At 60.0% G+C, this 22,225-nt stretch carries 18 protein-coding genes; 10 read left to right on the top strand and 8 right to left on the bottom strand.

Annotation, left to right across the window (positions count from 1 at the left end):
* Positions 1–91 precede the first annotated feature (91 nt).
* Both AD668_RS15915 and AD668_RS15910 read left to right on the top strand, forming a co-directional pair.
* Entirely contained in the window at positions 92–1,441 is a 1,350-nt protein-coding gene (locus tag AD668_RS15915) for a DUF1254 domain-containing protein (protein WP_053160405.1), read from the top strand.
* A complete protein-coding gene (locus AD668_RS15910; RefSeq protein WP_053160403.1) occupies positions 1,438–2,817 on the top strand; it encodes a DUF1254 domain-containing protein in 1,380 nt (459 codons plus the stop codon). The genes AD668_RS15915 and AD668_RS15910 overlap by 4 nt, the downstream gene beginning before the upstream one ends.
* Before the next feature lie 245 nt (positions 2,818–3,062).
* Here the strand turns inward: AD668_RS15910 and AD668_RS15905 are convergent, their stop codons facing one another.
* Entirely contained in the window at positions 3,063–5,036 is a 1,974-nt protein-coding gene (locus tag AD668_RS15905) for an alkyl/aryl-sulfatase (RefSeq protein WP_053160400.1), read from the bottom strand.
* Positions 5,037–5,173: 137 nt separating this feature from the next.
* Here AD668_RS15905 and AD668_RS15900 point away from each other — a divergent pair, with 137 nt between their 5' ends.
* The 5 genes from AD668_RS15900 to AD668_RS15880 all read left to right on the top strand — a co-directional run bounded on the left by AD668_RS15900 (position 5,174) and on the right by AD668_RS15880 (position 10,467).
* Positions 5,174–5,842 carry an ABC transporter ATP-binding protein gene (locus tag AD668_RS15900; protein ID WP_053160398.1) on the top strand — a complete coding sequence of 223 codons (669 nt, stop codon included), beginning with the start codon at positions 5,174–5,176 and terminating at the stop codon, positions 5,840–5,842.
* A gap of 1 nt (position 5,843) precedes the next feature.
* Complete coding sequence (locus tag AD668_RS15895; RefSeq protein ID WP_053160397.1) at positions 5,844–8,315, top strand: FtsX-like permease family protein; 2,472 nt, start codon at positions 5,844–5,846, stop codon at positions 8,313–8,315.
* A complete protein-coding gene (locus AD668_RS15890) occupies positions 8,305–9,378 on the top strand; it encodes a lipocalin-like domain-containing protein (protein WP_053160395.1) in 1,074 nt (357 codons plus the stop codon). The genes AD668_RS15895 and AD668_RS15890 overlap by 11 nt, the downstream gene beginning before the upstream one ends.
* A 65-nt stretch (positions 9,379–9,443) precedes the next feature.
* The gene (locus AD668_RS15885) at positions 9,444–9,686 is read left to right on the top strand and encodes a hypothetical protein (protein WP_053160393.1); all 243 of its coding nucleotides are present in this window, start codon (positions 9,444–9,446) and stop codon (positions 9,684–9,686) included.
* Positions 9,687–9,888: 202 nt separating this feature from the next.
* Positions 9,889–10,467: a hypothetical protein gene (locus AD668_RS15880; protein ID WP_053160391.1), complete on the top strand. Its 579-nt coding sequence runs from the start codon at positions 9,889–9,891 to the stop codon at positions 10,465–10,467.
* A 494-nt stretch (positions 10,468–10,961) separates the two neighbouring features.
* Here the strand turns inward: AD668_RS15880 and AD668_RS15875 are convergent, their stop codons facing one another.
* The 3 genes from AD668_RS15875 to AD668_RS15865 all read right to left on the bottom strand — a co-directional run bounded on the left by AD668_RS15875 (position 10,962) and on the right by AD668_RS15865 (position 14,892).
* Positions 10,962–12,347, bottom strand: coding sequence for a VOC family protein (locus AD668_RS15875; RefSeq protein ID WP_053160389.1), 1,386 nt, complete (start codon positions 12,345–12,347; stop codon positions 10,962–10,964).
* A 111-nt stretch (positions 12,348–12,458) separates the two neighbouring features.
* Entirely contained in the window at positions 12,459–13,415 is a 957-nt protein-coding gene (locus AD668_RS15870) for an alpha/beta fold hydrolase (RefSeq protein WP_053160387.1), read from the bottom strand.
* 22 nt (positions 13,416–13,437) lie between these two features.
* Positions 13,438–14,892: an NAD(P)/FAD-dependent oxidoreductase gene (locus AD668_RS15865; protein WP_053160385.1), complete on the bottom strand. Its 1,455-nt coding sequence runs from the start codon at positions 14,890–14,892 to the stop codon at positions 13,438–13,440.
* A 198-nt stretch (positions 14,893–15,090) separates the two neighbouring features.
* Between AD668_RS15865 and AD668_RS15860 the strand changes: the two genes are divergently transcribed.
* Positions 15,091–16,164 carry a diguanylate cyclase gene (locus tag AD668_RS15860; protein WP_053160383.1) on the top strand — a complete coding sequence of 358 codons (1,074 nt, stop codon included), beginning with the start codon at positions 15,091–15,093 and terminating at the stop codon, positions 16,162–16,164.
* A 27-nt stretch (positions 16,165–16,191) separates the two neighbouring features.
* Here the strand turns inward: AD668_RS15860 and AD668_RS15855 are convergent, their stop codons facing one another.
* From AD668_RS15855 to AD668_RS15845, 3 genes are all read right to left on the bottom strand, one after another.
* Complete coding sequence (locus tag AD668_RS15855; protein WP_053160381.1) at positions 16,192–17,061, bottom strand: oxaloacetate decarboxylase; 870 nt, start codon at positions 17,059–17,061, stop codon at positions 16,192–16,194.
* Positions 17,062–17,206: 145 nt separating this feature from the next.
* Positions 17,207–18,241, bottom strand: coding sequence for an arginine N-succinyltransferase (astA, locus tag AD668_RS15850; protein ID WP_053160379.1), 1,035 nt, complete (start codon positions 18,239–18,241; stop codon positions 17,207–17,209).
* A gap of 48 nt (positions 18,242–18,289) precedes the next feature.
* On the bottom strand, positions 18,290–19,306 hold the full coding sequence (locus tag AD668_RS15845) for an arginine N-succinyltransferase (protein WP_053160377.1): 1,017 nt from the start codon (positions 19,304–19,306) through the stop codon (positions 18,290–18,292).
* A 548-nt stretch (positions 19,307–19,854) separates the two neighbouring features.
* Here AD668_RS15845 and AD668_RS15840 point away from each other — a divergent pair.
* Positions 19,855–20,427, top strand: a complete 573-nt coding sequence (locus tag AD668_RS15840) for a histidine phosphatase family protein (RefSeq protein WP_053160375.1) — start codon at positions 19,855–19,857, stop codon at positions 20,425–20,427.
* The gene (gene cobF, locus AD668_RS15835; RefSeq protein ID WP_053160374.1) at positions 20,427–21,188 is read left to right on the top strand and encodes a precorrin-6A synthase (deacetylating); all 762 of its coding nucleotides are present in this window, start codon (positions 20,427–20,429) and stop codon (positions 21,186–21,188) included. The genes AD668_RS15840 and cobF overlap by 1 nt, the downstream gene beginning before the upstream one ends.
* Positions 21,189–21,201: 13 nt before the next feature.
* On the opposite strand, the gene ftrA is transcribed toward cobF, so the two are convergent.
* A complete protein-coding gene (ftrA, locus tag AD668_RS15830; protein WP_053160372.1) occupies positions 21,202–22,176 on the bottom strand; it encodes a transcriptional regulator FtrA in 975 nt (324 codons plus the stop codon).
* Positions 22,177–22,225 lie beyond the last annotated feature (49 nt).

Below are 22,225 nucleotides of genomic sequence, written 5' to 3'. Positions count from 1 at the left end.
GGCGATGGCGTCCGTAAGATCGCCATCGCCGGCAAGCCGGGCTCCTACAGGGAAGGGTGTGTGCTGATGCTTATGAGGAAGGAGATCAACCATGCGCCACTGGATATCCGCTCTGGCCCTGGGCGCAAGCCTGGGCACCGTTCACGCGGGAACCCTCGACCAACCCCAGGCGAAAGCGCTGGCCCAAGAGGCCTATGTGTTCGCCTACGCCACCGCCGAGCACGACAAAGTGCTCACGGCGATCGCCGCCAAACTGCCGTTCAATCGGCTCTACAGCGAACCGCGATTGCTCGGCCCGCAAGACAACAAAGTCGTATCGCCGAACAACGACACGTTCTACTCCCGGGCGTTACTTGACCTGCGCAGCGAGCCGATGGTGTTGGATGTACCCGCCGTGCAAGGCCGTTACTACAGCTTTCAACTGGTCGACTTGCGCACCGACAACCTCGATTACATCGGCACTCGCGCCACCGGTCATCAGGCCGGGCGTTTCCTCATCGCCGGGCCGGACTGGCAGGGTGAGGTGCCGTCAGGTTTGAGCGGCGTGATTCGCTCGCCGAGTCGTCTGGTGTTTCTGCTGGGGCGCACCGAAGTCAAGGGTGAAGCCGATCAGAAAGACGCCGCGCAGGTGTTGAGCAGTTATGCGTTGCAACCCCTGTCCAAAGTGAGCGGTCGCGTGGCGCCTGAACCGTTGGCACCGCTGCAACTGCCCGCCTATCAGGACACCAAGCACGGTCCTGCCCAGGCGCTGTTCGATACGTTCAACGCATTGGCACCGTTGCACCAATGGACCGCCAGCGAACAGAAGAAGCTCGACCGTTTCGCCGTGATTGGTGTGAAGCCCGGCGTCCCGTTCCAACCGCCTGCGGACTTGAGCGAAGCCATTGCCCAAGGCGCCGAAGCGGGACGAGAGCAAGTGCGCCAAGCGTCCAGCCAGATATCGGTGGAGCAGCAGGGCTGGCTGCGTTCACCAACCAATGTCGGCAAGTTCGGTGACGACGACTTGACCCGCGCTGCCGTCGCCTGGCGCTACATCTACGCCAACGATCCGGTGGAAGCGCTGTACCCGATGGCGCTGCGTGATGCCCAAGGTCAACTGCTCGATGGCCAGCATGCGTACCGCCTGCATTTCCCGGCCGGGCAATTACCGCCGGTGAACGCGTTCTGGTCGCTGACCCTGTACGACGGCAAGACCCAATTGCTCGCGGCCAACCCGATCCAGCGTTACGCCCTGGGGGATCGCAGCCCGGGCTTGCAGTACGACGCCGACGGCGGCCTGACCCTGATCCTGCAACCCGATGCGCCGAAGACTGCGCCGCAGGGCAACTGGCTGCCAACGCCTCAAGGCCCATTCAACCTGTTACTGCGCTTGTACTTGCCGAAAGACGGGGCGCTGGATGGCCGTTATCGCTTGCCGACGATTGCGAGGGTCGAACCATGAATTCAATCGTCAGTCGCCGCCAGGTGTTGGGCTGTATGGGTGTACTAGGCGGTAGCCTGATGTTGCCGCGCTGGTTACTGGCCGCCGGTTCCGATGACCTGCGGGCAATCGCGCAGCAGGCATGGGTTTACGCCTATCCGATGCTCATGCACTACCAGACCCTGGAAAAACAGGCGCTCAACCCGACCGCGCCGGAGTACGTCGGCGGTTTCAATCGCTTTCGTCATTACAGCGAGTTGTTCACCCCGAGCAACCGCGACATCGTCACCCCGAACAACGACACGCCGTACTCCTGGGCCTGGCTGGACCTGCGCAGCGAGCCGCAAGTGTTGAGCGTGCCAGCGGTCGATGCAGACCGCTATTACGTGCACCAACTGGTCGACCAATACGCCCACAACTTCGCGTATGTCGGCGTGCTCAGCACCGGTCGCGAAGCGGGGGATTACCTGATCGTCGGGCCGCACTGGCAAGGCCAGACGCCAGCAGCGATCAAGGCGGTACTGCGCAGCGAAACCGAAATCGTCATGGTACTGGGGCGTACCGGCCTGAAAAATGCCGATGACCTGCCCGCCGTGCGTGCGTTACAGCAGCAGTACCGATTGCGCTCGCTGCATGAATACACCGGCAGTGCGCCACCGGTTGCCGCGCCGGTGATTGCCTGGCAACCGTGGGACAGCAAGACTGGATTGGGGCCGGGCTTTATTTCAGCGCTGAACCTGATCCTCAGCCTGTGCCCGACGCATCCCTCTGAACAGGGCTTGCGTGCACGTTTCGCGCGGATCGGCATCGTGCCCGGCCAGGCGTTCGATGCGGCGACACTGCCGACCGATGTGCGTCAGGCATTGATCGCCGGCATCCAGGACGGGCAAGCGCAATTGCAAACGGCGATCAGCCAGACACGCAGTACCCTTGGCCTGTTTGGCACCCGTGAAGCGTTGCATGGCAGTTACCTCAACCGTGCTGTCGCCGCGAATCTCGGCATCTACGGCAACAGTGTGGAGGAGGCGTTCTACACCGGTAGCCGCCAGGATGATCAAGGGCAACCACTGCAAGGTGGGCGTCGCTATCGACTTCGCTTCGCACCGGGGCAACTGCCACCGGCCAGCGAATTCTGGTCGCTGACGCTGTACGACTTGCCGGACCGGCAACTGGTAGCCAATACGATTGATCGTTATTGCCTGAGCAGCCGCGATCACTTGCAGAGGGACGCAGACGGTGGGTTGACGCTGAACCTGCAACCTTCGGCGCCATCATCGTCGAGCAACTGGCTGCCGACCCCGGCGCAGGGCGCGTTTACCGTGATTTTGCGGTTGTACGGGCCGAAGCAGGAAGTGATTGAACAGCGCTGGCGGATGCCGGTGGTTGAGCAAGTCTGAAAAAAAGATCGCCGCTGCGGCGGCCACCGTAGATACCGTCTTGCACCTCACTGCGCAAATCGGCTTCTACATGGAGTCATGCAGCCACGGGCTCTTCGTAGGAGCTGGCTTGCCAGCGAAGAGGGCCGTGTGACTGGCGCAATGCTTGAGACCGCTTTCGCCGGCAAGCCGGCTCCTACAGGGAATACCGCAGCCACGCGGGCTCTTCGTAGGAGCTGCCGCAGGCTGCGATCTTTTGCTTTGACTTACGGGGTCACGATATTGAACTGCGGCGCAAAGGTATCGAGGCTGCTCATCAACTCGCCGAGCTTCTGGCCATTGCCCTGCAATTTGATCAGGCCTTTCTGGATGGCCGTCGGGATGTCCAGTTGCTTGAGGCTGATCTGTTCCAGGGTGGCCTTGCTCATGGTGACACCGGCTTCCGCCTGGGGATTGAGCCCGGTACGATGGGTGAGTACGCCATTGCGCAGGGTCAGGTTGAAGTCCTTGTTCTGATCCTCGAAGGTCCAGTTCAAGGTCAGGTCATGACCCACGGCTTTTTCACTGTCGAGGCGAATCGCCAGGAAGTCGAAGAACATCTCCGGGCTCATGGCCCGCACCATGTCCACCGACACTGAGGTGCCGGTATTGGGCGGTACGCCGTTGCGCAGTTCCATGGCGCCGGTCAGGTACATGTTGCGCCAGGTGGCGTTCTCGCTTTGATAGCCCATTTGCTCCAGTGTCTGGGCCTGGGCTTTGCGCGCATCGGCGTTTTCAGGGTTGGCAAACAGCAATTGATTGCCCAGTTGCGCAGCCCAGCGGTATTCACCCTTGGCCATCGCCGTGCGCATTTTCTCCAGCACCGCCGCTTCACCACCCATGGCCTCGACCGAGCGCTTCGCCGTTTCCACCGGCGGCAGCGGATTGAGGTTGGCCGGGTTGCCGTCGTAGAAACCCATGTAGCGCTGATACACCGCGCGGGTGTTGAAACTCAGCGAGCCGTAGTAGCCACGGGTGTACCACTTCTGGTCGAGAGTGCCCGGCAGCTTCTTGATCGCGTCGGCGATTTCCAGCGGCGTCAGGCCCTGGTTCAGCAGGTGCAAGGTGCGGTCGTTGAGGAAGGCGTACATGTCGCGCTGATCGGCGAGGAAGGTGCGAATGCGTTCACCGCCCCAGGTCGGCCAGTTGTGCTGGGCAAACAGCACGTCGGAGCGGTTGCCGTAACGCGCCAGGCTGCTGTCCAGGTATTGCGCCCAGGCCTTGGCATCGCGCACTTGCGCGCCACGTGGGGTGAGGATGTTGTGCATCATTTGCGTGGCGTTTTCGGCCATGCACAAGGCGCGCAATTGCGGCAGGTACAGGTTCATTTCCGCCGGGGCTTCGGTGCCCGGTGTCAGCTGGAATTCGACTTCCAGACCGGCGATGGTACGACTCTCCAGTTCTTTTTCGATCAGGTCAGTGGGCGGGATCAGGGTAACGGTACCGCCACTTGGCGAACTCTTGCCCAGTCCTGCATCGACCTGGCCGTTTTCACCACGGGGCAGCAGGCTGCCGAACTGGAACTGTGCGCGGCGGCTCATGGCGTTGCCGGCGAACACGTTCTCGCTCATCACATGTTCCATGAACCCGGCGGGGGCGTAGACCTTGACCTTGCCGGCCTTGACGTCCGCCTCGTCGATCACCCCGCGTACACCGCCGAAATGGTCGACGTGGGTATGGCTGTAGATCACCGCCACCACCGGTTTGTGCGGGCGGTTCTGGTAGTACAGATCCAGTGCTGCCTTGGCGGTTTCGGCCATGGTCAGCGGGTCGATGATGATCAGACCGTCGTCACCTTCGATGATGGTCATGTTCGCCAGATCGAGGCCGCGCACCTGATACAGACGCGGGCTGACTTCGAACAAGCCGGCATGCGCGCTCAGCTGAGCCAGGCGCCACAGGCTGGGGTTGACCGAGTCCGGTGCCTGATCCTTGGCGAGGAAGTCGTAGGCCTGAATATCCCAGATAACTTTGCCTTGGGCCGTCTTGACCTGGCCTTTGAACGGCGCGATCAAGCCCTTGCTGACTGACTCGAAATCGGTGCGATCAGTGAAAGGCAGTTGTTGCAGCACCGCGGCGTTGTTGGCAGCGGTGAGTGCGCTGGCTGCGACCGGCGCATCGGCGGCGCCCGCCGATTGCGTCAGGCAGGCAGTGATCAGGCAGGCCAACAGGCCACGAGGGCTCAAAGTGAAACGAGGCATGGCGTCTCCGATTGTTATCGTTATGGTTAGACCAGCCTCGAGGGTAGGGCGGCCCTCGGTCAGGGCGATCATCAGCACCGGACAAAAATCATTCAAGGCCGCTATCCTTGGCCCACGCGTATCGAACGGGTTTACCCATGCTCGAAGTCCACGGTGTTTTCAAAAGCTACGCCACACCGCAAGGACCCTTGCCGGTGCTGCAAGGTGTCGACTTGACGCTCAAACCCGGCAGCAGCCTGGCGCTGATGGGCGAGTCCGGCAGCGGCAAGAGCACCTTGCTGCACCTGATCGCCGGGCTGGACAAAGTCGACCGCGGCAGCATCCGCAGTGGTGAACATCGGCTGGAGCGGATGACGGAAGGGCAGCTGGCCAACTGGCGGCGTACCGAAATCGGTCTGGTGTTTCAGCAGTTCAACCTGATTGGCAGCTTGCGTGTCGCCGACAACCTGGCTTTTCAGGCGCGCCTTGCCGGTCGCCATGATCCGCGCTGGCAGGCGCATCTGGTGCAGCGTCTGGGGTTGGGTGATTTGCTGGAGCGCTATCCCGAACAACTCTCCGGTGGCCAGCAGCAACGGGTTGCGCTGGGCCGGGCGCTGGCCTCCAAACCCCAACTGCTGCTGGCCGATGAGCCCACCGGCAGCCTCGACGAAACCACCAGTGGCGAGGTATTGAAGCTGTTGCTGGAGCTGCTCGACGACAGCCCGACGACCCTGCTGATGGTCACCCACAGCCCCAGCGTGGCCGCACGGCTGGCGGAAAAAGTGGTGCTGCGCGGTGGTCGTCTGGCCGACGTGGACGGGCACTGACATGCGCATTTTTGCGCAAACACTGCGGGCGTTGCTCAGTCATTGGCGCCAGCATCCGGTGCAGTTTTTCAGTGTGTTGACCGGATTGTGGCTGGCCACCAGTCTGCTGACCGGGGTGCAGGCGCTCAATAGCCAGGCACGGGAAAGCTACGCCAAGGCCAGTCAATTGATCGGTGGCGAACCCCAGGCCAGTCTCGGCGCACCGGGTGGCGGAACGTTTTCGCAGCAGCTGTTTATCGAACTGCGCCGTGCCGGTTGGCCGGTGTCGCCGGTGCTGCAGGGGCGGGTGCTGCTCAAGGGCCATGAAGACCAGCGCTTGCAAATGATGGGCATCGAGCCCGTGTCGCTGCCGACAGGGACTGCGGTGGCCGGGCAAGCGTTGCCGATTGAGCAGGTGGTCGAATTTTTCAGCCCGCCGGGCAGGACCTGGATTTCGCCGCAGACCTTGCAAGCCTTGGGCCTGCACGAGGCTGACCAGCCACTGGCGGTGAACGGTCAGGCGCTGCCGCCATTGCAGGTTCAAGCCGACATGGCTCCCGGTCTGTTGCTGGTGGACATTGGTTTTGCCCAGCAGATTCTGGGGTTGCCGGATCAGTTGTCGCGCCTGCTGCTGCCGAAGGATTTCACCGCGCCGTTGCCCGATCAGTTCAAGGGGCAACTGCAACTTCGGACCCGTGGCGAAGAAAACAACCTGGCGCGCCTGACCGAAAGCTTTCATTTGAATCTCGATGCCTTGGGCGTTCTGTCATTTGTGGTCGGTCTGTTTATCGTGCATGCCGCCATTGGCCTGGCGCTGGAGCAGCGCCGCGGGTTGTTGCGAACCCTGCGTGCCTGCGGGGTCAGTGCACGGATGTTGTTGACCTGTCTTGCCGTCGAGCTGGGGGGGCTGGCTTTGCTCGGGGGTGTGGCCGGGGTTGTCAGCGGTTACGTCCTCGCCAGCGTGTTGCTGCCGGATGTCGCCGCCAGCCTGCGCGGTTTGTATGGCGCCGAAGTGGCGGGGCAGTTGAGTCTGAGCCCGTGGTGGTGGTTCAGCGGCATCGGCTTGAGCCTGTTCGGCGCCATGCTCGCCGGGGCCAACAGCCTGTTGCGGGCAGCACGCTTGCCCTTGCTGGCGCTGGCCGACCCGCAAGCCTGGCATCAGGCTCACGCGCACTGGTTGCGACGTCAGGGTTGGGTGGCGATGTTGACGGGGGTGATCGCACTGCTGGCGTTGATTTTCGGCGACAGCCTGGTCAGCGGCTTCGTACTGATGGCCGCGTTGTTGATCGGCGCGGCGTTGGCGTTGCCGGTGGTGTTGAGCATGCTGCTCAATCTCGCGTTGCAACGCAGTCGTTCGGTTCTTGGCCAATGGTTTCTTGCCGATTGCCGCCAACAATTGCCAGCCCTGAGCCTGGCATTGATGGCACTGTTGTTGGCCCTGGCGGCGAACATTGGCGCCGGCAGCATGACCGCAGGATTCCGCCAGACGTTCAGCAACTGGCTCGAACAACGCCTGAGCGCCGAACTTTACCTCAACCCACAAAACCCGGCGCAGGCGCGGGAGCTGCAAACGTGGCTGGATCAGCAACCGCAACTGGAGGCAACGCTGCCCAACTGGCAGGTGTCGATTCAGCTGCAAGGCTGGCCGACCGAGGTGTTTGGCATCATTGATCACCCGACCTATCGCCAGCATTGGCCATTGCTGGAAGCGCTGGGCGAGCAGCCTTGGGATCAGTTGGCCAGGGACGACGCCGTGATGCTCAGCGAACAATTGGCCCGGCGGCTGAAGGTGCACCTGGGCGATCGCCTGACCTTGCCCACACCGAATGGCCCGTGGTCGCCGCAAATCGTCGGCATCTACGCCGACTACGGCAATCCCAAGGGCCATGTCCTGGTCAACATCAGTCATCTGCGGCGCGGTTGGCCGCAGCTCGCGCCGAACCGTTTCAATCTGCGCATCGATCCGGCGTCAATTCCCGGATTTGTCACGGCGCTTCAGGCGCGTTTCGCCCTGGAGGACAGTCGCATTGTCGATCAGGCGCGGCTCAAGGGCTGGTCCACGCAGGTCTTCGAACGCACCTTCGCCGCCACCGCCGCGCTTAACAGCCTGACCTTGTGCGTGGCCGGCGTGGCCCTGTTCATCAGCCTGCTGACCCAAAGCCAGAGCCGTCTCGGCCAGTTGGCGCCGCTGTGGGCGCTGGGTGTGACGCGTCGTCAACTGATGCTGCTCAACCTTGGGCAAACCTGGTTGCTGGCGTTGTTGACCCTGGTGCTGGCGCTGCCGCTGGGTATCGCGCTGGCGTGGTGTCTGGACACGGTCATCAACGTGCAGGCCTTTGGCTGGAAACTGCCGCTTGGAGTGTTTCCACTGCAGTTGTTGCAACTGCTGGGGTTGGCGATGCTGGCGACCTTACTGGCTTCGGCGTGGCCGCTGTACAGTTTGTATCGCACGCAACCGGCGGACCTGTTGAGGACGTTTGCCCATGAAGATTAAGGTCGGCGTGTTGCTCATTGCACTGTTGTTGAGTGCTTGCGAGCAATCCGCGCCGGATGAAAAGGGCTTCGCCGGCCTGGGCAACCAGGCGGCAACGTTCACGCCGGTGGCACCCGGCCGGGCGTTCAGCTTTCCGGCGGATCATGGGCCTCACGACGGGTTTCGAATCGAGTGGTGGTACGTCACCGCTAATCTCAAGGACGCTCAGGGCAACGAATTCGGTGCGCAATGGACGTTGTTTCGCAGTGCCTTGCAGTCCACGCCCGAGCAGCCCGGCTGGGGCAATCAAACGATCTGGCTGGGGCACGCGGCCGTCACGTCGGCGACGGTGCACCATGCGACCGAACGGTATGCCCGGGGCGGAGTCGGCCAGGCGGGGGTCAGCGTTACGCCGTTCAAGGCATGGATCGACGATTGGCAGTTCAGCAGTCAGGGGACCGCTGAAAACCCGCTGGCGCTCATGCAACTCAGCGCACGCGACAAGGCGTTCAGCTATCAATTGCAGCTGACGTCGACGCGCCCGCTGGTGCTTCAGGGTGATAAGGGTTTCAGCCAGAAATCTGAACAAGGCCAGGCTTCGTATTACTACAGCCAGCCGTTTTTCCAGGCCAGCGGTGTACTGGAGATCGACGGCAAACCCGTTCAGGTCAGCGGACCGGCCTGGCTCGACCGAGAATGGAGCAGCCAGCCTTTGACCGCCAATCAGAGCGGTTGGGACTGGTTTTCCCTGCACCTGGACAGCGGCGAGCAAGTGATGCTCTACCGCATGCGTCAAAAGGACGGGGAGCCTTACCTCACGGGGACCTGGATCGACGCTCAAGGCCAGACACAATTACTGCACGCGAGTGATATCAGCCTCATTCCACTGGACACCGCCGATGTCGCCGGTCGCAAAATGCCGACGCGCTGGGCCATCAAGATCCCTGGCAAACACCTTGATATCGTGATCATCGCGCTCAACGCCCAGGCCTGGATGGATTTGCGCATTGCGTACTGGGAAGGCCCCGTGCGCTTGAGCGGCAGTCATGCGGGGCAGGGGTATCTGGAGATGACCGGGTATTGAAATCCGCCGGAACTCCACAGGGCGGTCGGGTTTCTACCGAATGACCATCCACACTGGAGCCACCCATGAGCGACGACCTCAAACCCCCTGACCTCGACACGTGGCAACGTCTGTTCGACGACCAGGCCTACTGGCAACAATCGCCCGATGCTCACTACAGTCAGTTGCAGCGGTTGGCTGATGAGTTGTTGGGGCAGGGCGTCATCGACCTCGAACAGTGGCAGACCCTACGGGACCAGGCCGAGCAATCCCACAAGGACTCACCGGCCGTGAACGTCGCCCGTGAAGTCGACAACCCCGAAGCGTGAGAAAAACAACGCGACACGGGCGCATGCAGGCCTGCGAACTGACCTGGCTCAAGAAAAACGCTAATAACCCGCCCAGTGGTGAGTTCACCACGCAAGAAACCGCGAACAACCTCTGAACTGCGTCTATGCTCATCCCACACGTGGCGTTGAACTTGGGGTTCAACGCCGTCTGTTGTCATCTATCACAGGGAAAGTTCTGCCTATGAAACGCCATGCACTGACCAAAGCCATTGCCCTCGCCACTCTGCTGTCCGCCGCCAGTTTCAACGCTTTTGCCGTAGACGTTCCGTTGTCAGAGGTTGTGGTGACTGAAAAGGTAACCACTACAGTCGTTTCGGTTGATGCTCCCAACCATCATGTGGTGCTCAAGGGCCCGGACGGTAAAGAGTTTCCTGTAACACTCACCGACAAGGCGAAAAACGTCGACAAGCTGAAGGCTGGCGATACGGTCGACATTCAGGTCACCAGCGCCGTCGCCGCCTACCTCGATACCAGTGTCGACAAAGCCCCGCCGGGCAGCATGGAACGCGCCGGTGAAGTCCGCGCCGCGCCGGGCAGTGATCACCCTGGTGGCGAAGCTTACCGTCAGGTACAGGTTCAGCTGAAAGTCACCCATATCGATTTGGCCAAGAACCAGGTGACGTTCGAGGGGCCGAAGGGTAATTCCAAGACCGTCGACGTCAAGAAGCCGGAAATTCAAGCAAAACTCAAGGACCTGAAAGTTGGCCAGACGGTTGTTGTGACGTACACCGACATCCTTACGGTTACCACCAAACAGTAAAACCGGACAACGGATCTATATGTGTTGGTTGTTCTTGTGCAAGTTTTGTACAAGAACAACCCGGATTAATGAACGAACAGGTGAGTTTGGGACATATCCAGCGAGGTATTTAAATCGATATGCAGTTAAATGTAATTAAATGTAATGTCGAGAAATTTCATCTTCGCAGCACGGACTTATTCCGCTACTTGCACTAAAATACCTCTCGTTCGCCCAGTGTCGCGGCTCTTTACCAGTGCACGGATTGCCGAGGCCATTGCGCTGGGCGGACTCTTGGTTCATATGCCAAGCCCTTGAATGCAGAACAAAAAGGCAACCTCAGGGTTGCCTTTTTTTGAATCCTGCCGAAATATACCCTTTGGTTTTCTGATTGTTTCCGTATTGACACATCGGTCGACGGGTAACTTCTTTTGTCTTCAGGCATCACCTATCAGATGTTCACCCTGAACATCCCAGCCCCCGCTTTGAAGTCAAGCGCCAGGCCACTCCCCGATTTAAAGGCACTTTCCCAGTGTTGCCAAACAGTGTTCGATCGATCGCTGTTGGCATTCTTCATACAGCGCCAGTTCATCAAGGGTCGATCGCCCCAAGGCTGTTTCAAAGGCATGTTGATTGGAATGGACGCCGTAATGGGTTTGCGCGGCATCCCCCAGGTTTGACTGAAAAATCCCCGCGGCGCTGACCGGCAGGAAGTCCTCATACACCAGCGGTTCAAGGCGCAGATAACCGCCGCTGAGCAGATCGTCCAGGGTCGAGGATTTCAGTGTGTTCGAGTCCAGGTTTTTTTCCGTCACGAAATAGCGAAAGTACGCCAGTCCCTGATGGCGCATGCCTTCCCAGGTGTCAGGGAATTCGCTGAAATGCTGCGTCATGAGGGCGTTGTAACGAGCGGCGTTGGCTTCGCTGGGGAAGTCCTTCAACTCGTCCCTTGCGGCATTCAGCAGGCGATCGTACAGCGCCCGGCCCTTGGGGGTGAGGGCGGCGCCACGTTGTTCGATTTCGCCAAAGCGGGCGCTATGGCTGCCCCGGGTCTGGTGCTGATCGGTGAAGGCAATCGGCTCGTCCAGTGCCTTGAAACTGGTTTGGCGCAGCAGGATCGGGCACTGGCGGCGCGGCGGGCCTTCGATTACTGCCTTGGGGGTAATGCCATGGGCCGGCATTTGCGCTTGCACGATGTCGATGTCCAGAGTGCGTGGCGTCAGGTGATTGATGTGCGGGCCCTTGAATGCCACGACATCGGCGATCAGACGATGCTGGGCGCTAAGCTGTTGGTACTGCTCAGCGGTCACGGTAGCGCTGTGGTGCCAGCGGAAGGTTTCCAGTGCCTGCTCGACGAATTCATCTGCCTCCTGTTCGGTCAGGCCCCCCAGTGTTTCGCTGCGTTCAATGAGACTCAGGGCGGCAGGGGTGAAGATCGAGCGTTGATCAAGCACCGACTGGGCGAACGCCCGCAGTTCAACGTCATCGATCAGTTCCAGACGCAGCAGCGAGGTGAACACTCGGAACGGACTGACCTGCAACGCCGCTTCGTGCACGGCGCGAAATGCCGTGGAATGCACCGGCACCCCGGCCGGCGACAGGTCGTAATAACCCACCGGCTGCATGCCCATTACCGCAAACAGGCGGGCGAGGGTCGCCAGTTCCTGCGCCGTACCGACGCGAATCGCACCATGGCGCTCCAGGTCCAGGCGTTCGATTTCACCGGTGCTGACCAGTTGTTGCGCAATCAGCGGATTGCTGTCCAGTACGTGGCGGTTGGTTTGCTCCACCAACTCCATCAACGCGCCGTACAACGGCACTTCCTCGCGATACATGTCGGACATCGCCCTGGAAAAGCGTTGGCGGATCAGGTCTGGGCTGACGAAGCTCGGGTGGTTCATGAACAGGATTCCTGGCGCGGTGACATGAAGGATGGGAGAAAAGATCGCAGCCTTCCACGACGCCGACAAACGAAGATTCTGACGAACTTCATTCTTCAAAGGACTGCATCTTCAATGCAGTCGTTGATCCTGAGGGCTTTCCGAGCGCAGTGATGACAAAAACTCCCGATAAAGGCGAGCCGACCCTGTCGGTGCCTCGACCATGGGCATGTGACCGACGGCGTCCCAGATTTCCACCCGCAGATCGGCGATGCCTTTGCTCCAGATGGCCACGCTGCTGACATCGATCAGCCGGTCCTTGCGTCCCCAAAGCAACAGCGCAGGTGCGCTGATGTCGGGGAGGTGCGGTTCCATCGGCGGACTGGCACGCATATCCCGGAAGATTTCCTCCAATTCATCACAGGATTGTTCGTAGCGCTGGGCAACCGCATCAAGTACCAGCTTTGGCACCCAAGGCGGCGATGCCATGGTCATGGCGTAAAAGCGCTGGAATTCTTCGCGCGAGTGAATCAGGAAGGGGTTGTGGCCCTTGGCCAAATGGCGCTCAAGATCACTGGGTTCGGGAGAAGTGACCCCGGCAGGATCGATCAGGGCCACTGAAACAATACGCTCCGGATAATGGGCGGCCAACCAGGCAGCCATATAGCCGCCCATCGAATTGCCGATCACATGGACCTTCTCGACGCCGCAAACATCCAGCAACTGAATCATCCGCTTGGCCTGCAACGGGATGTCATAGCCGCCACCCGCCTTGAAGCCGGTTTCGCCATGGCCTGCGATGTCGGGAATGATCACTCGATGCGTGCCGACGAAGTGCCGGGCAAAGCGCAGCCAGAGATTCTTGTCGGCACTGAAACCGTGGAGCATCAAGACACTGCTGGTGGCTTCGTAGGGGCCGCCTTGCCAGGTCGAAACCGTCATCTCGCAGATGGGCACGACAATTTTGTGCAGCCTGTACAGCTTGGCTTCGGCCGCCATGTTCAAGTCATAGACCCAGTAGCCGATGGCGGGGTAGGTCAGCCAGCTCCAGACCAGGAAAACCGCAATAACGACGACCAATAACAACATATTTGCGTCTCCTTACTGCTGATCAGGACAAAATGTGATCGGTGGGTTTCAGTTTCCGGGTCAAGCGATGAAAGCTGAAGCTGAAACCCGGGAACATGGCGATCACATGACCGCTCCTGCTTTGATACCAACTGTGGCAGCCACCGGACTTCCACACGGTTCGTTCCATTTCACGGTGGATCATTTCAGTGTAGGTACGTTCTGCCTCCGGTCGAACTTCGATGCTGCTTAAACCTTGCGCTTTCAAGGTCCGAATGCAATCGAGGATGTAATTCATCTGCGATTCGATGATGAACAGCGCCGACGTATGGCCAATTCCAGTGTTCGGGCCGGTCACGATAAACAGGTTGGGAAAGTCTGGCAGGGCGGTGCCCAGGTAGGCCCGAGGGTACTGCGCCCAGACGTCCTTGAGGCGGGTGCCGTTTTTTCCCGTTACCGGGTAGGAAATCACCCCGTCGGTGGCGTCATAGCCGGTGGACCAGACGATCAGGTCCACATCAATGTGTTGGCCATCCCGGGTGACGATACCGCTTTCGTCCAAAGCGGCGATGCCTTGTTCGCGGCTGTGCAGCGTGACGTTCGAGCGGCCAAGTGCCGGGTACAGTGTGCTCGACAGAATCACCCGTTTGCAGCCAATGGTGTAGTCCGGTGTCAGTTTGCGCCGCAGTTGGGGGTCGGACACTTGGCGTTTAAGGAACCGCAGCGCTTGATGCTGGACCATGCGCACGGCCGGTTTCGAATATTTGAAGGCAATGACCCGGGTCTCGAATTGCCAGTAAATCATCCAGCGCAGCAGTTTGTAGGCCGGTTTGAGCCCCAGCAACCAACGCTGGAATCGGCCGAAGGTCCGGTCAGCCCGGGGTAACACCCAATGCGGTGTGCGCTGGAACACGTGCAGGTGCTCGACATCGGCGGCAATCGCCGGAATCACCTGGGCTGCACTGGCACCGCTGCCGATGATCGCTACGCGCTGGCCTCGATAATCGTAGGCATGGTCCCAATTGTTAGTGTGAAACGTCTTGCCCTGAAAACGCTCCCGTCCCTCGAAGGGCGGAATGACCGGTTGGCTCAGCGGGCCTGTGGCATTGATCAAAAATTGCGCGCAAAACAGGCCTTTGCCAGCGGTGTGGACAGTCCAGCGCGTATTCACCTCGTCCCATTCGATGCCTTCGACATTGGCGCCCAGTTCCACCTTGTCGCCCAGACCGAAGTGTTCCACCACGTAACGGGTGTAGCGATGAAGTTCAGCCTGTCCGGCGAACATTTGCGTCCAGAGAAAAGGCGCGAACGACAGCGAATAGAGCGGCGAAGGTACGTCAACGGCGGCACCGGGATAGGTGTTCTGGCACCAGGTGCCACCAAAGAAATCCCGCCGTTCCAGCAGGCGAAAATCGTCGATGCCTGCCTTGAGCAAATTGATCGCGGCGCACTGGCCACCAAATCCGCTGCCGATGATCAATACTTGAAAGGTTTGCATGGGCCTCCGCTTATTGCCTTTGATCAACCCTTCTTCATGTATAGCTGTTTCTTGTGGGCGCGAGGCATTGCGTTCATGGCGTTATGGGCGGGTGTTCAGCCCGCCCGCCGGTGATGGCTATTTAACTTCACCCTGATAGACTCCAGCACACAGGCAAGCCCGGATTTACGAGATTCCGTTGAGTGGCACAGAGGCCCTATGGAAAAAGCGGGAAGAAAGGGAATTTCACTGGCCAGGAGGCTCTACACATCGCGAATTCTGGGGATCGCTCTCGGCCTGGTGTGCGTGAGCGCGGCGATGTATCCGCTCGACCCGGCGCCTTGGGTCTGGGGGTTCATGTTGTTCAATGGCGTGCTCTGGCCGCACCTGGCATACCAATGGGCGCGTCGGGCGAGGACGCCGTATCACGCCGAACACCGCAATTTGTTGATTGATTCTTTTCTCGGCGGATTCTGGATCGCCGCCATGCACTTCAATCCGTTGCCCAGCGCAACAACCCTTTCCATGATGGCTATGAATAATGTGGCGATCGGCGGCCTGCGTTTTTTGCTGGCAGGCACGGTTGCGCAATTGCTGGGTGTAGGCGTCGGGCTGCAAATCTTCGCCCCGGCCTTCATTCCTGCCACCAGCCCGCTGCAGCTCTACGCCTGTTTGCCCTTGTTGTGCCTGTATCCACTGGCATTGGGCTGGATCTGCTTTCGCCAGGCGCACACCCTTGGCCGGCAAAAGCGTGAATTGCTCGCACTGAGCCGCACCGACAGTCTCACGGGGTTGCTCAACCACGGGACCTGGAAGGATCAACTGGAAGTCGAATTCCAGCGTTGCAAACGCCAGCAAAAGGGCGGGGCGATTGCACTGATCGACATCGACCATTTCAAAGCCATCAACGACACCTATGGCCACGTCGCCGGTGACATCGTCCTGCGCCAGCTGAGCAAAATGCTCAAGCAGAACCTGCGGGCGACCGATGTGGCGGGACGCTATGGTGGAGATGAGTTCTGTGTGATCCTGCCCGACCTGCCCCTGAACCGCGCCGCAGCGGTCATGGATGCCTTGCGCGACCGCTTTGCCACCTTGGGTTATGAGCAGGACCCGGCGTTGAAGGTCAGCCTGAGCATCGGCCTGGCGGCTTTCAATCCTGACCATACTGATGCGACCCTGTGGCTCAACGATGCCGACCAGGCACTGTATGAGGCCAAAACCACTGGCCGCAATCGGGTGATCTGTTGTGACTGTGGCAAGCCGCGGCATGAACTGGTGGATTCGGTGTAAGCAGACATCAGGATCCAGAGACGCTCATCACTCCTTGACCCGCATGAACTCCTCCGCATAGCGGATGTATTCCTCCGGTTGGGTATAGGTGTGCGTCAGCTCGGTCGCGCTCAGGTCCGACGTTTGAGTGAGGATCTGTCGCTGCTCACGCAGGCTGTCGTAAGTGGCCTTGATCGCGGCGAAGTAGGCGCCGTGGCCATCGATGGTGACGCGTACGCCCAGTTCCGCCAGGCGTTGGTCGTCTCGCAGCGCCGGGTTGCCGTAGGTCACCAGCATCAGTGGCACGCTCAGATGCTCGGCGATTTGCTCCAGGTGATCGAAATCCTTGACCCCGACCATGCAGATTCCATCCGCGCCGGCAGCTTGATATTGCTTGGTGCGGCTGATGATTTCCTGGACGGGCAGAATGCCTGCGTGGGTTCGGGCGATGATTGCCATTTCCGAGTCGACCCGGGCTTCCAGCGCTGCGCGAATCTTGCCGACACCCTCGGCGACGGTGATCAGGTCGGTGGATTTGCGGCCGAACTGGGCAGGCAACAAGGTATCTTCAATGGTCAGGGCGGCGATGCCGGCACGTTCGAGTTCGACGACGGTGCGCATGACATTGAGTGCGTTGCCGTAACCATGATCGGCATCGGCAATCACCGGCAACTGGGCGACGCGGCCAATGCGAGTGGCCTGCTCAGCGAACTCGCTGAGCGTGATCAGGGCAAAGTCAGGGGCTCCGAGCACCTGCAGCGAGGCGACCGAGCCGCCGAGGATCCCGACTTCGAATCCCAGGTCCGCGGCAATACGCGCTGACATCGGGTCGAAAACCGAGGCGGTGTGGTAACAGGTTCGGGAAGCGAACAGTTGACGAAAACCGCGCCGCAAATCTTGATGAGAAAGCCTGGACATATGAGTTCCACCAATGGAATGGAAAGGCTTGAGCAAAAGTGTCAACGCCGAAGAAATAGAAGGCTATCACGCGAGCGGCGCCACAATGATGACGAATTTGCCGACCCGTACCGGTCGAGACGCAGCCCGATGACAACCCGGCCAGTTACGCCGCCACGGCCCGTCGCTGTGGTTTGAGCTGCTGTACAGCGCGCACCGAGTCGCCTGGTTGCAGTTGCAGACGCTTGGCGGTGAGTCGGTCAACGATCAGGTTGCCGCCTGCCAATCGTGCCTGGGCACTGGTGATGCGGCAGTTTTCCAGGCGCCTGTTGTGGATGAGCCACGGCGGCGCCTGCTCGTCCGGTATGCCGATGTCCAGTCTCAGCGTTTGGCTGTCGCGCACGGTGCGGATGTTCGACACCGGGGCTTCGATGACGGGGCCGGCGTCGAAGATATCAATGTAACCCTTGTGGGTAAAACCCTCGGCACTGAGGACTTTCAGCGTCGCTTCGTTCGTGGCGTGAGCCTTGCCGATCACTGCCTGAGCCTGTTCGGTCAGCAGGCAGGTATAGAGAGGTTGGCGCGGCATCAGTTCGGCGATGAACGATTTGTTGCCCAGTTCCGACAGTTGCTCGGCGTGGCTGAAGTCCATCTTGAAGAAATGACGACCCACGCTGTCCCAGAATGGCGAACAACCTCGTTCGTCGGCACTGCCCCGCAGTTCAGCGATCAACTTCTCACCGAACAGGTGCGCAAATTCGGCGACAAACAGAAAGCGCCCCAGGGAAAGCAATCGAGCGTTGCATCCCCGGCGCTCATCGGGAGGCAGGTACAACGAACGGATTTGCGATTGCCCGGTCATTTCATTGCTCAGAAACAGGGTCGGGAGCTGGCGTTGAATGCCCAGGTCGGGTGAGGCGTTCACCGTCACCCCGACTCGATAGGTGTACCAAGGCTCTCGCAGTCCGATTCCGCCTGTCAGGGCGCTCACGCCCACCACCCGCTGATCATCGTCTTCGAGCACGAACAGGTAGTCGGCATCGGCGCGATCGACCTGTTGGGCGAAAGTGCGTTGGGCCCAGCGGATTCGATGGGCCATGCGTTCTTCGTTGGTCGGCAGCTGGCTGAGTCCCTTGGTGGCATGGCGCACCAATGTCATCACGGCAGGCAGGTCGGTGATCCGAACCGGGCGGACGATCATGCTGAAGTTCCTTTTTCGCGCGTGCTCATGAGTTGGGGCTGTCCGTGATCACAGGGGAATCAGCCGTATCTCGCTTCCTTCTGTCACCCTTAGCACCGCGCACATGTCCGCATCCAGAATGACCGGTTGCCCGGCGGTGTAGTCGAGGTCGGCAACAATGGCTCGATAAGCGTTCAATGAATCATTGCTGACCAGATATCGACCCCGGGCATCGATGGAACAACCCGGTTGCACCCTGCCTGCCCGGCTCTGGGCGATTGAGCGGATCGCTGCGGTGCGCGCGCACATCGTTGGACCTCCATCGAAAAGGTCAACGTAGCTGTTGGTTTCAAAACCTTCACGTTCGAGGATATCGAACGCTTCCTGGCCATCGGGATGGATTTTCCCGATGCAGTCTTGTGCGGCCTGGGGCAGCATGGGCACGTAGATGGGGTAATGCGGCATCAGTTCGGCGAGAAACCCCCGACTTTGCTGACCGCAAAGCCGTTCGGCCTCGACATAGGGCAAATCGAAGAAATGCTGGCCGACAGCGTCCCAGAATGGCGAGTGGCCTTCATTGGTGCTGTATCCGACAATTTCAGTGATCACCGCCGCGGCAAAACGTTGCGGGTGGGTGGCGATGAACAACAGGCGCGCGCGTGACAAGAGTTCGGAATGGGGCGTGCGTTCCAGCATCCGGTTGATATGGAAGCCGCGCAACAGGGTGTGGTCGCTGAGATCGTGACACAAGGATAACGCCGGTACGCCGTGTTCGATGTTCAGTTCACGGCAGGCGCTGGTGAAAGGCCGGTTGCGCAAACTGTAGAAGGGTTCGGTGAACCCGGCGGTGGCGAGGATCTCCGAGCAGCCCACCAGGCGTTGCTCCGTAAGATCTTCGAGGACGAAGAAGTAATTTTCCTGGCCATGGCTCTGGACGCTTTTTTCGAACGAGGCGCAGGACTGCTCAATCCGCTCACGCAATCGTTCGCAATCGTCGGTCAGGGACGTTACGCCCACCAGGCTTTCGCGAGCCAGGCGCTGCAACTGATGCAGATCGGCGGACTCGACTGGACGCAAGACCAGCATGGCGATACTCCTTGTATCAATGGACTCGGCCTTCGGGCCGAATCTGACTATCACTGTCGTTTTTTTTGCGTATCAAATCGGCGGTCGCTGTACTGGGTCAGGTACCCCGCTTTTTCAGAGACTTTGCGTTTAACGGTGTTGATTCGAAGTTGAAAATGTCGACCAGACAGCTGATCGGGTCCTGGTGGAATTCAAGGATCCGGGAGAGAGATCCGGGCTCCTGCTGGATGGAGTGACAGGGGATTTCAACGGTCAATTGGCAGCAGTATTTATTTATCAGGCATGGCCTGTCTAGTTAATTTTCACAGTGTTTTTCCTTGCCCAAAAATGGGGCAAACCCGCGTGGCACGGGCGTAAGCCAAAGTGGATCAGCCTTGTAAGGGATTGCCTGAATTGGGGTCGGAGATCGCAGCGTCTTCAGCAAGAAGTCAGTAGGTGTAGTCTGAACAGACGCAAGCGAAATACGCTGCGAAGGCTTTTTCTACGGCACAATTGCGCACCTCCCGTGGCGTAAAGGTGTTTAACGCTGCGTTTATAGAGTGATACTTGTGCAGGCGACTCGTTTAACCCTGATGTGCCACGCTCGAACCGTCGCACAGAAATTGGCGCATTTTCCTACCGACGAGCCTTTGGACATGGATTGGCAAGCGGCGCGGCAATCGCGTTGCGCCCAATTCAAGGGAAGTCCGCGTTTGATGTGCGGCCCCGAATTACGAGCCCGACAAACCGCTGAGTTGTTCGGCAACGCGGCGCAAGTTGTCGACGCCCTGAAGGATTGTGATTTCGGGCGCTGGCGCGGTATGCGCATTGGCGAATTGCAAAAGACCGAACCCGACGCACTTCAGCACTGGCTGGCAGATGCTGATTCGGCACCCCACGGTGGCGAGTCGGTCACCGGGCTCTGCGAACGAGTGAGCGCATGGCTGGTGTCCCTGCAATCGACACCGGGTCACGTTATCGCCATCACTCATCCGTTTGTCATTCGTGCCGCGCTGACGCATGTGTTGCAAGGCTCGTCGTTCAACTCGATCGACGTGGAGCCGCTGTCGGCCGTGGAGTTACGGTTTCAGGGGCGTTGGCGCTTGCGCTTGCCGGGCACCGATCCTGAGGAGTCGCTGTGATGAAAAAACTGTTGGTCATCGGCATCGGGGCCGGCAATCCGGACTACATCACGATACAAGCCGTGAAGGCGTTGAATCGAGTCGATGTGTTTTTTCTGATGGAGAAGGGCGAGAGCAAAAGCCAGCTGATCGAATGGCGCCGCGAGATCTGCGAGCGCTACATCAGCGACCGCGACTACCGTTTTGTAGAGGCCCACAGTCCGGAACGCGAACGTGGTGATGTGGACTACAAGGCCAGTGTCGACGATCTGAACCTGGCCAGGCAGCAAGCGTTTGTACGTCTGATCAACGAGGAAATGGCGGACGGTCAGTGCGGCGGTTTTCTGGTCTGGGGCGACCCAGGGTTGTACGACAGCACTGTTCGTATCTTGCACACGCTTCTGGCGTCAGGTGCCTGCGAATTCGAATTCGAAGTGATCCCGGGTATCACCAGCGTCCAGGCACTCACGGCACAACACAAAGTGGCGCTGAACCAGATCGGCCGATCCGTGGAAATCACCACGGGGCGGCGCCTGGCGGCAGGGCAGGTGAGTGATGCCGACAGCCTGGTGGTGATGCTGGATGCGCAGGATGCCTACCGTCAGGTGACGGATCAGGAGACAGACATTTACTGGGGTGCCTATCTGGGCACGCCGGATGAAATCCTGATCAGCGGCAAACTCAAGGATGTGGCAGATGAAATAGCGCGGGTGCGCAAGGTTGCGCGGCAGGCCAACGGCTGGATCATGGACACCTATCTGCTGCGCAAGCCCGAGCAATGACCCCGGCTGCGCTTCACGATAGAACGTTGCCCGCACGCCCGAATCGCTCCCGATACACTGACGGCGGTACACCCACCACGGAACGGAACGCCACCCGAAAACTTTCCACCGAGCGATAACCGCAGCGCTGGGCGATCTGCTCGGTGTTCTGATCGGTGCTTTCCAACAGCTCGCGGGCGCGCCCCAAGCGTTCGTGTTGCAACCAGGTCTTGGGCGATTGACCGCTGGCTTCAGTGAAACGGCGCAGGAAGGTGCGCTCGCTCATGGCCGCTTCACTGGCCAGTTCGCGCACTTCGAGCGGTTCGTGCAAGCGCTCCCGGGCCCACTGCATGACGCGGGAAAGATCGCTGCGCGGTGTAGGACTGACCGGCATCGGAATGAATTGCGCCTGGCCACCGGTGCGTTGCGGCGACATCACCAGACGTCGTGCCACGGAGTTGGCCACTTGCGTGCCGAAATCCCGCGTCACCAGATGCAAGCACGCATCGATGCCCGCTGCGCTGCCGGCGGAGGTGATCAGTTGACCCGCGTCGACATAGAGCACGTCCGGGTCCACCAGGATGTCGGGAAAGCGTTCGGCCAGTTCCGTGGTGTAGCGCCAATGCGTGGTGGCGCCATGCCCGTCGAGCAAGCCGGTGGCGGCGAGCACGAATACGCCGGAGCAAATCGACAGCAGTCGCGCACCCCGGGCATGGGCCTGGCGCAGGGCCGTGATCAGCTCCCCAGGCACCGCAGCGCGGCGGTCGCGCCAGCCGGGAATGATAATGGTCCGGGCTTGTGCGAGCAGTTCCATGCCGCCATCGGCCAGCACCTGGATGCCGCCCATGGCGCGCATCGGGCCTTGATCGACGGCGACGATGCGATGGGTGTACCAGGGGAACTCGAATTCCGGTCGTGCCAGGCCGAAGATCTCCACGGCGATGCCGAACTCGAAAGTGCAGAGGCCGTCGTAGGCCAGAATCGCGACCAGTCCTGGGTTGGATTGCATTTGGCGGAAAACTCCCGATGAGTGTCTCGTGCGCCACTGTAGCGGCAAG

This window comes from Pseudomonas sp. P1.8, from assembly GCF_001269805.1.
Lineage (GTDB): Bacteria > Pseudomonadota > Gammaproteobacteria > Pseudomonadales > Pseudomonadaceae > Aquipseudomonas.
The sequence above is the reverse complement of the archived record's forward strand: the minus strand, read 5'-3'. Positions and strand labels throughout refer to the sequence as shown.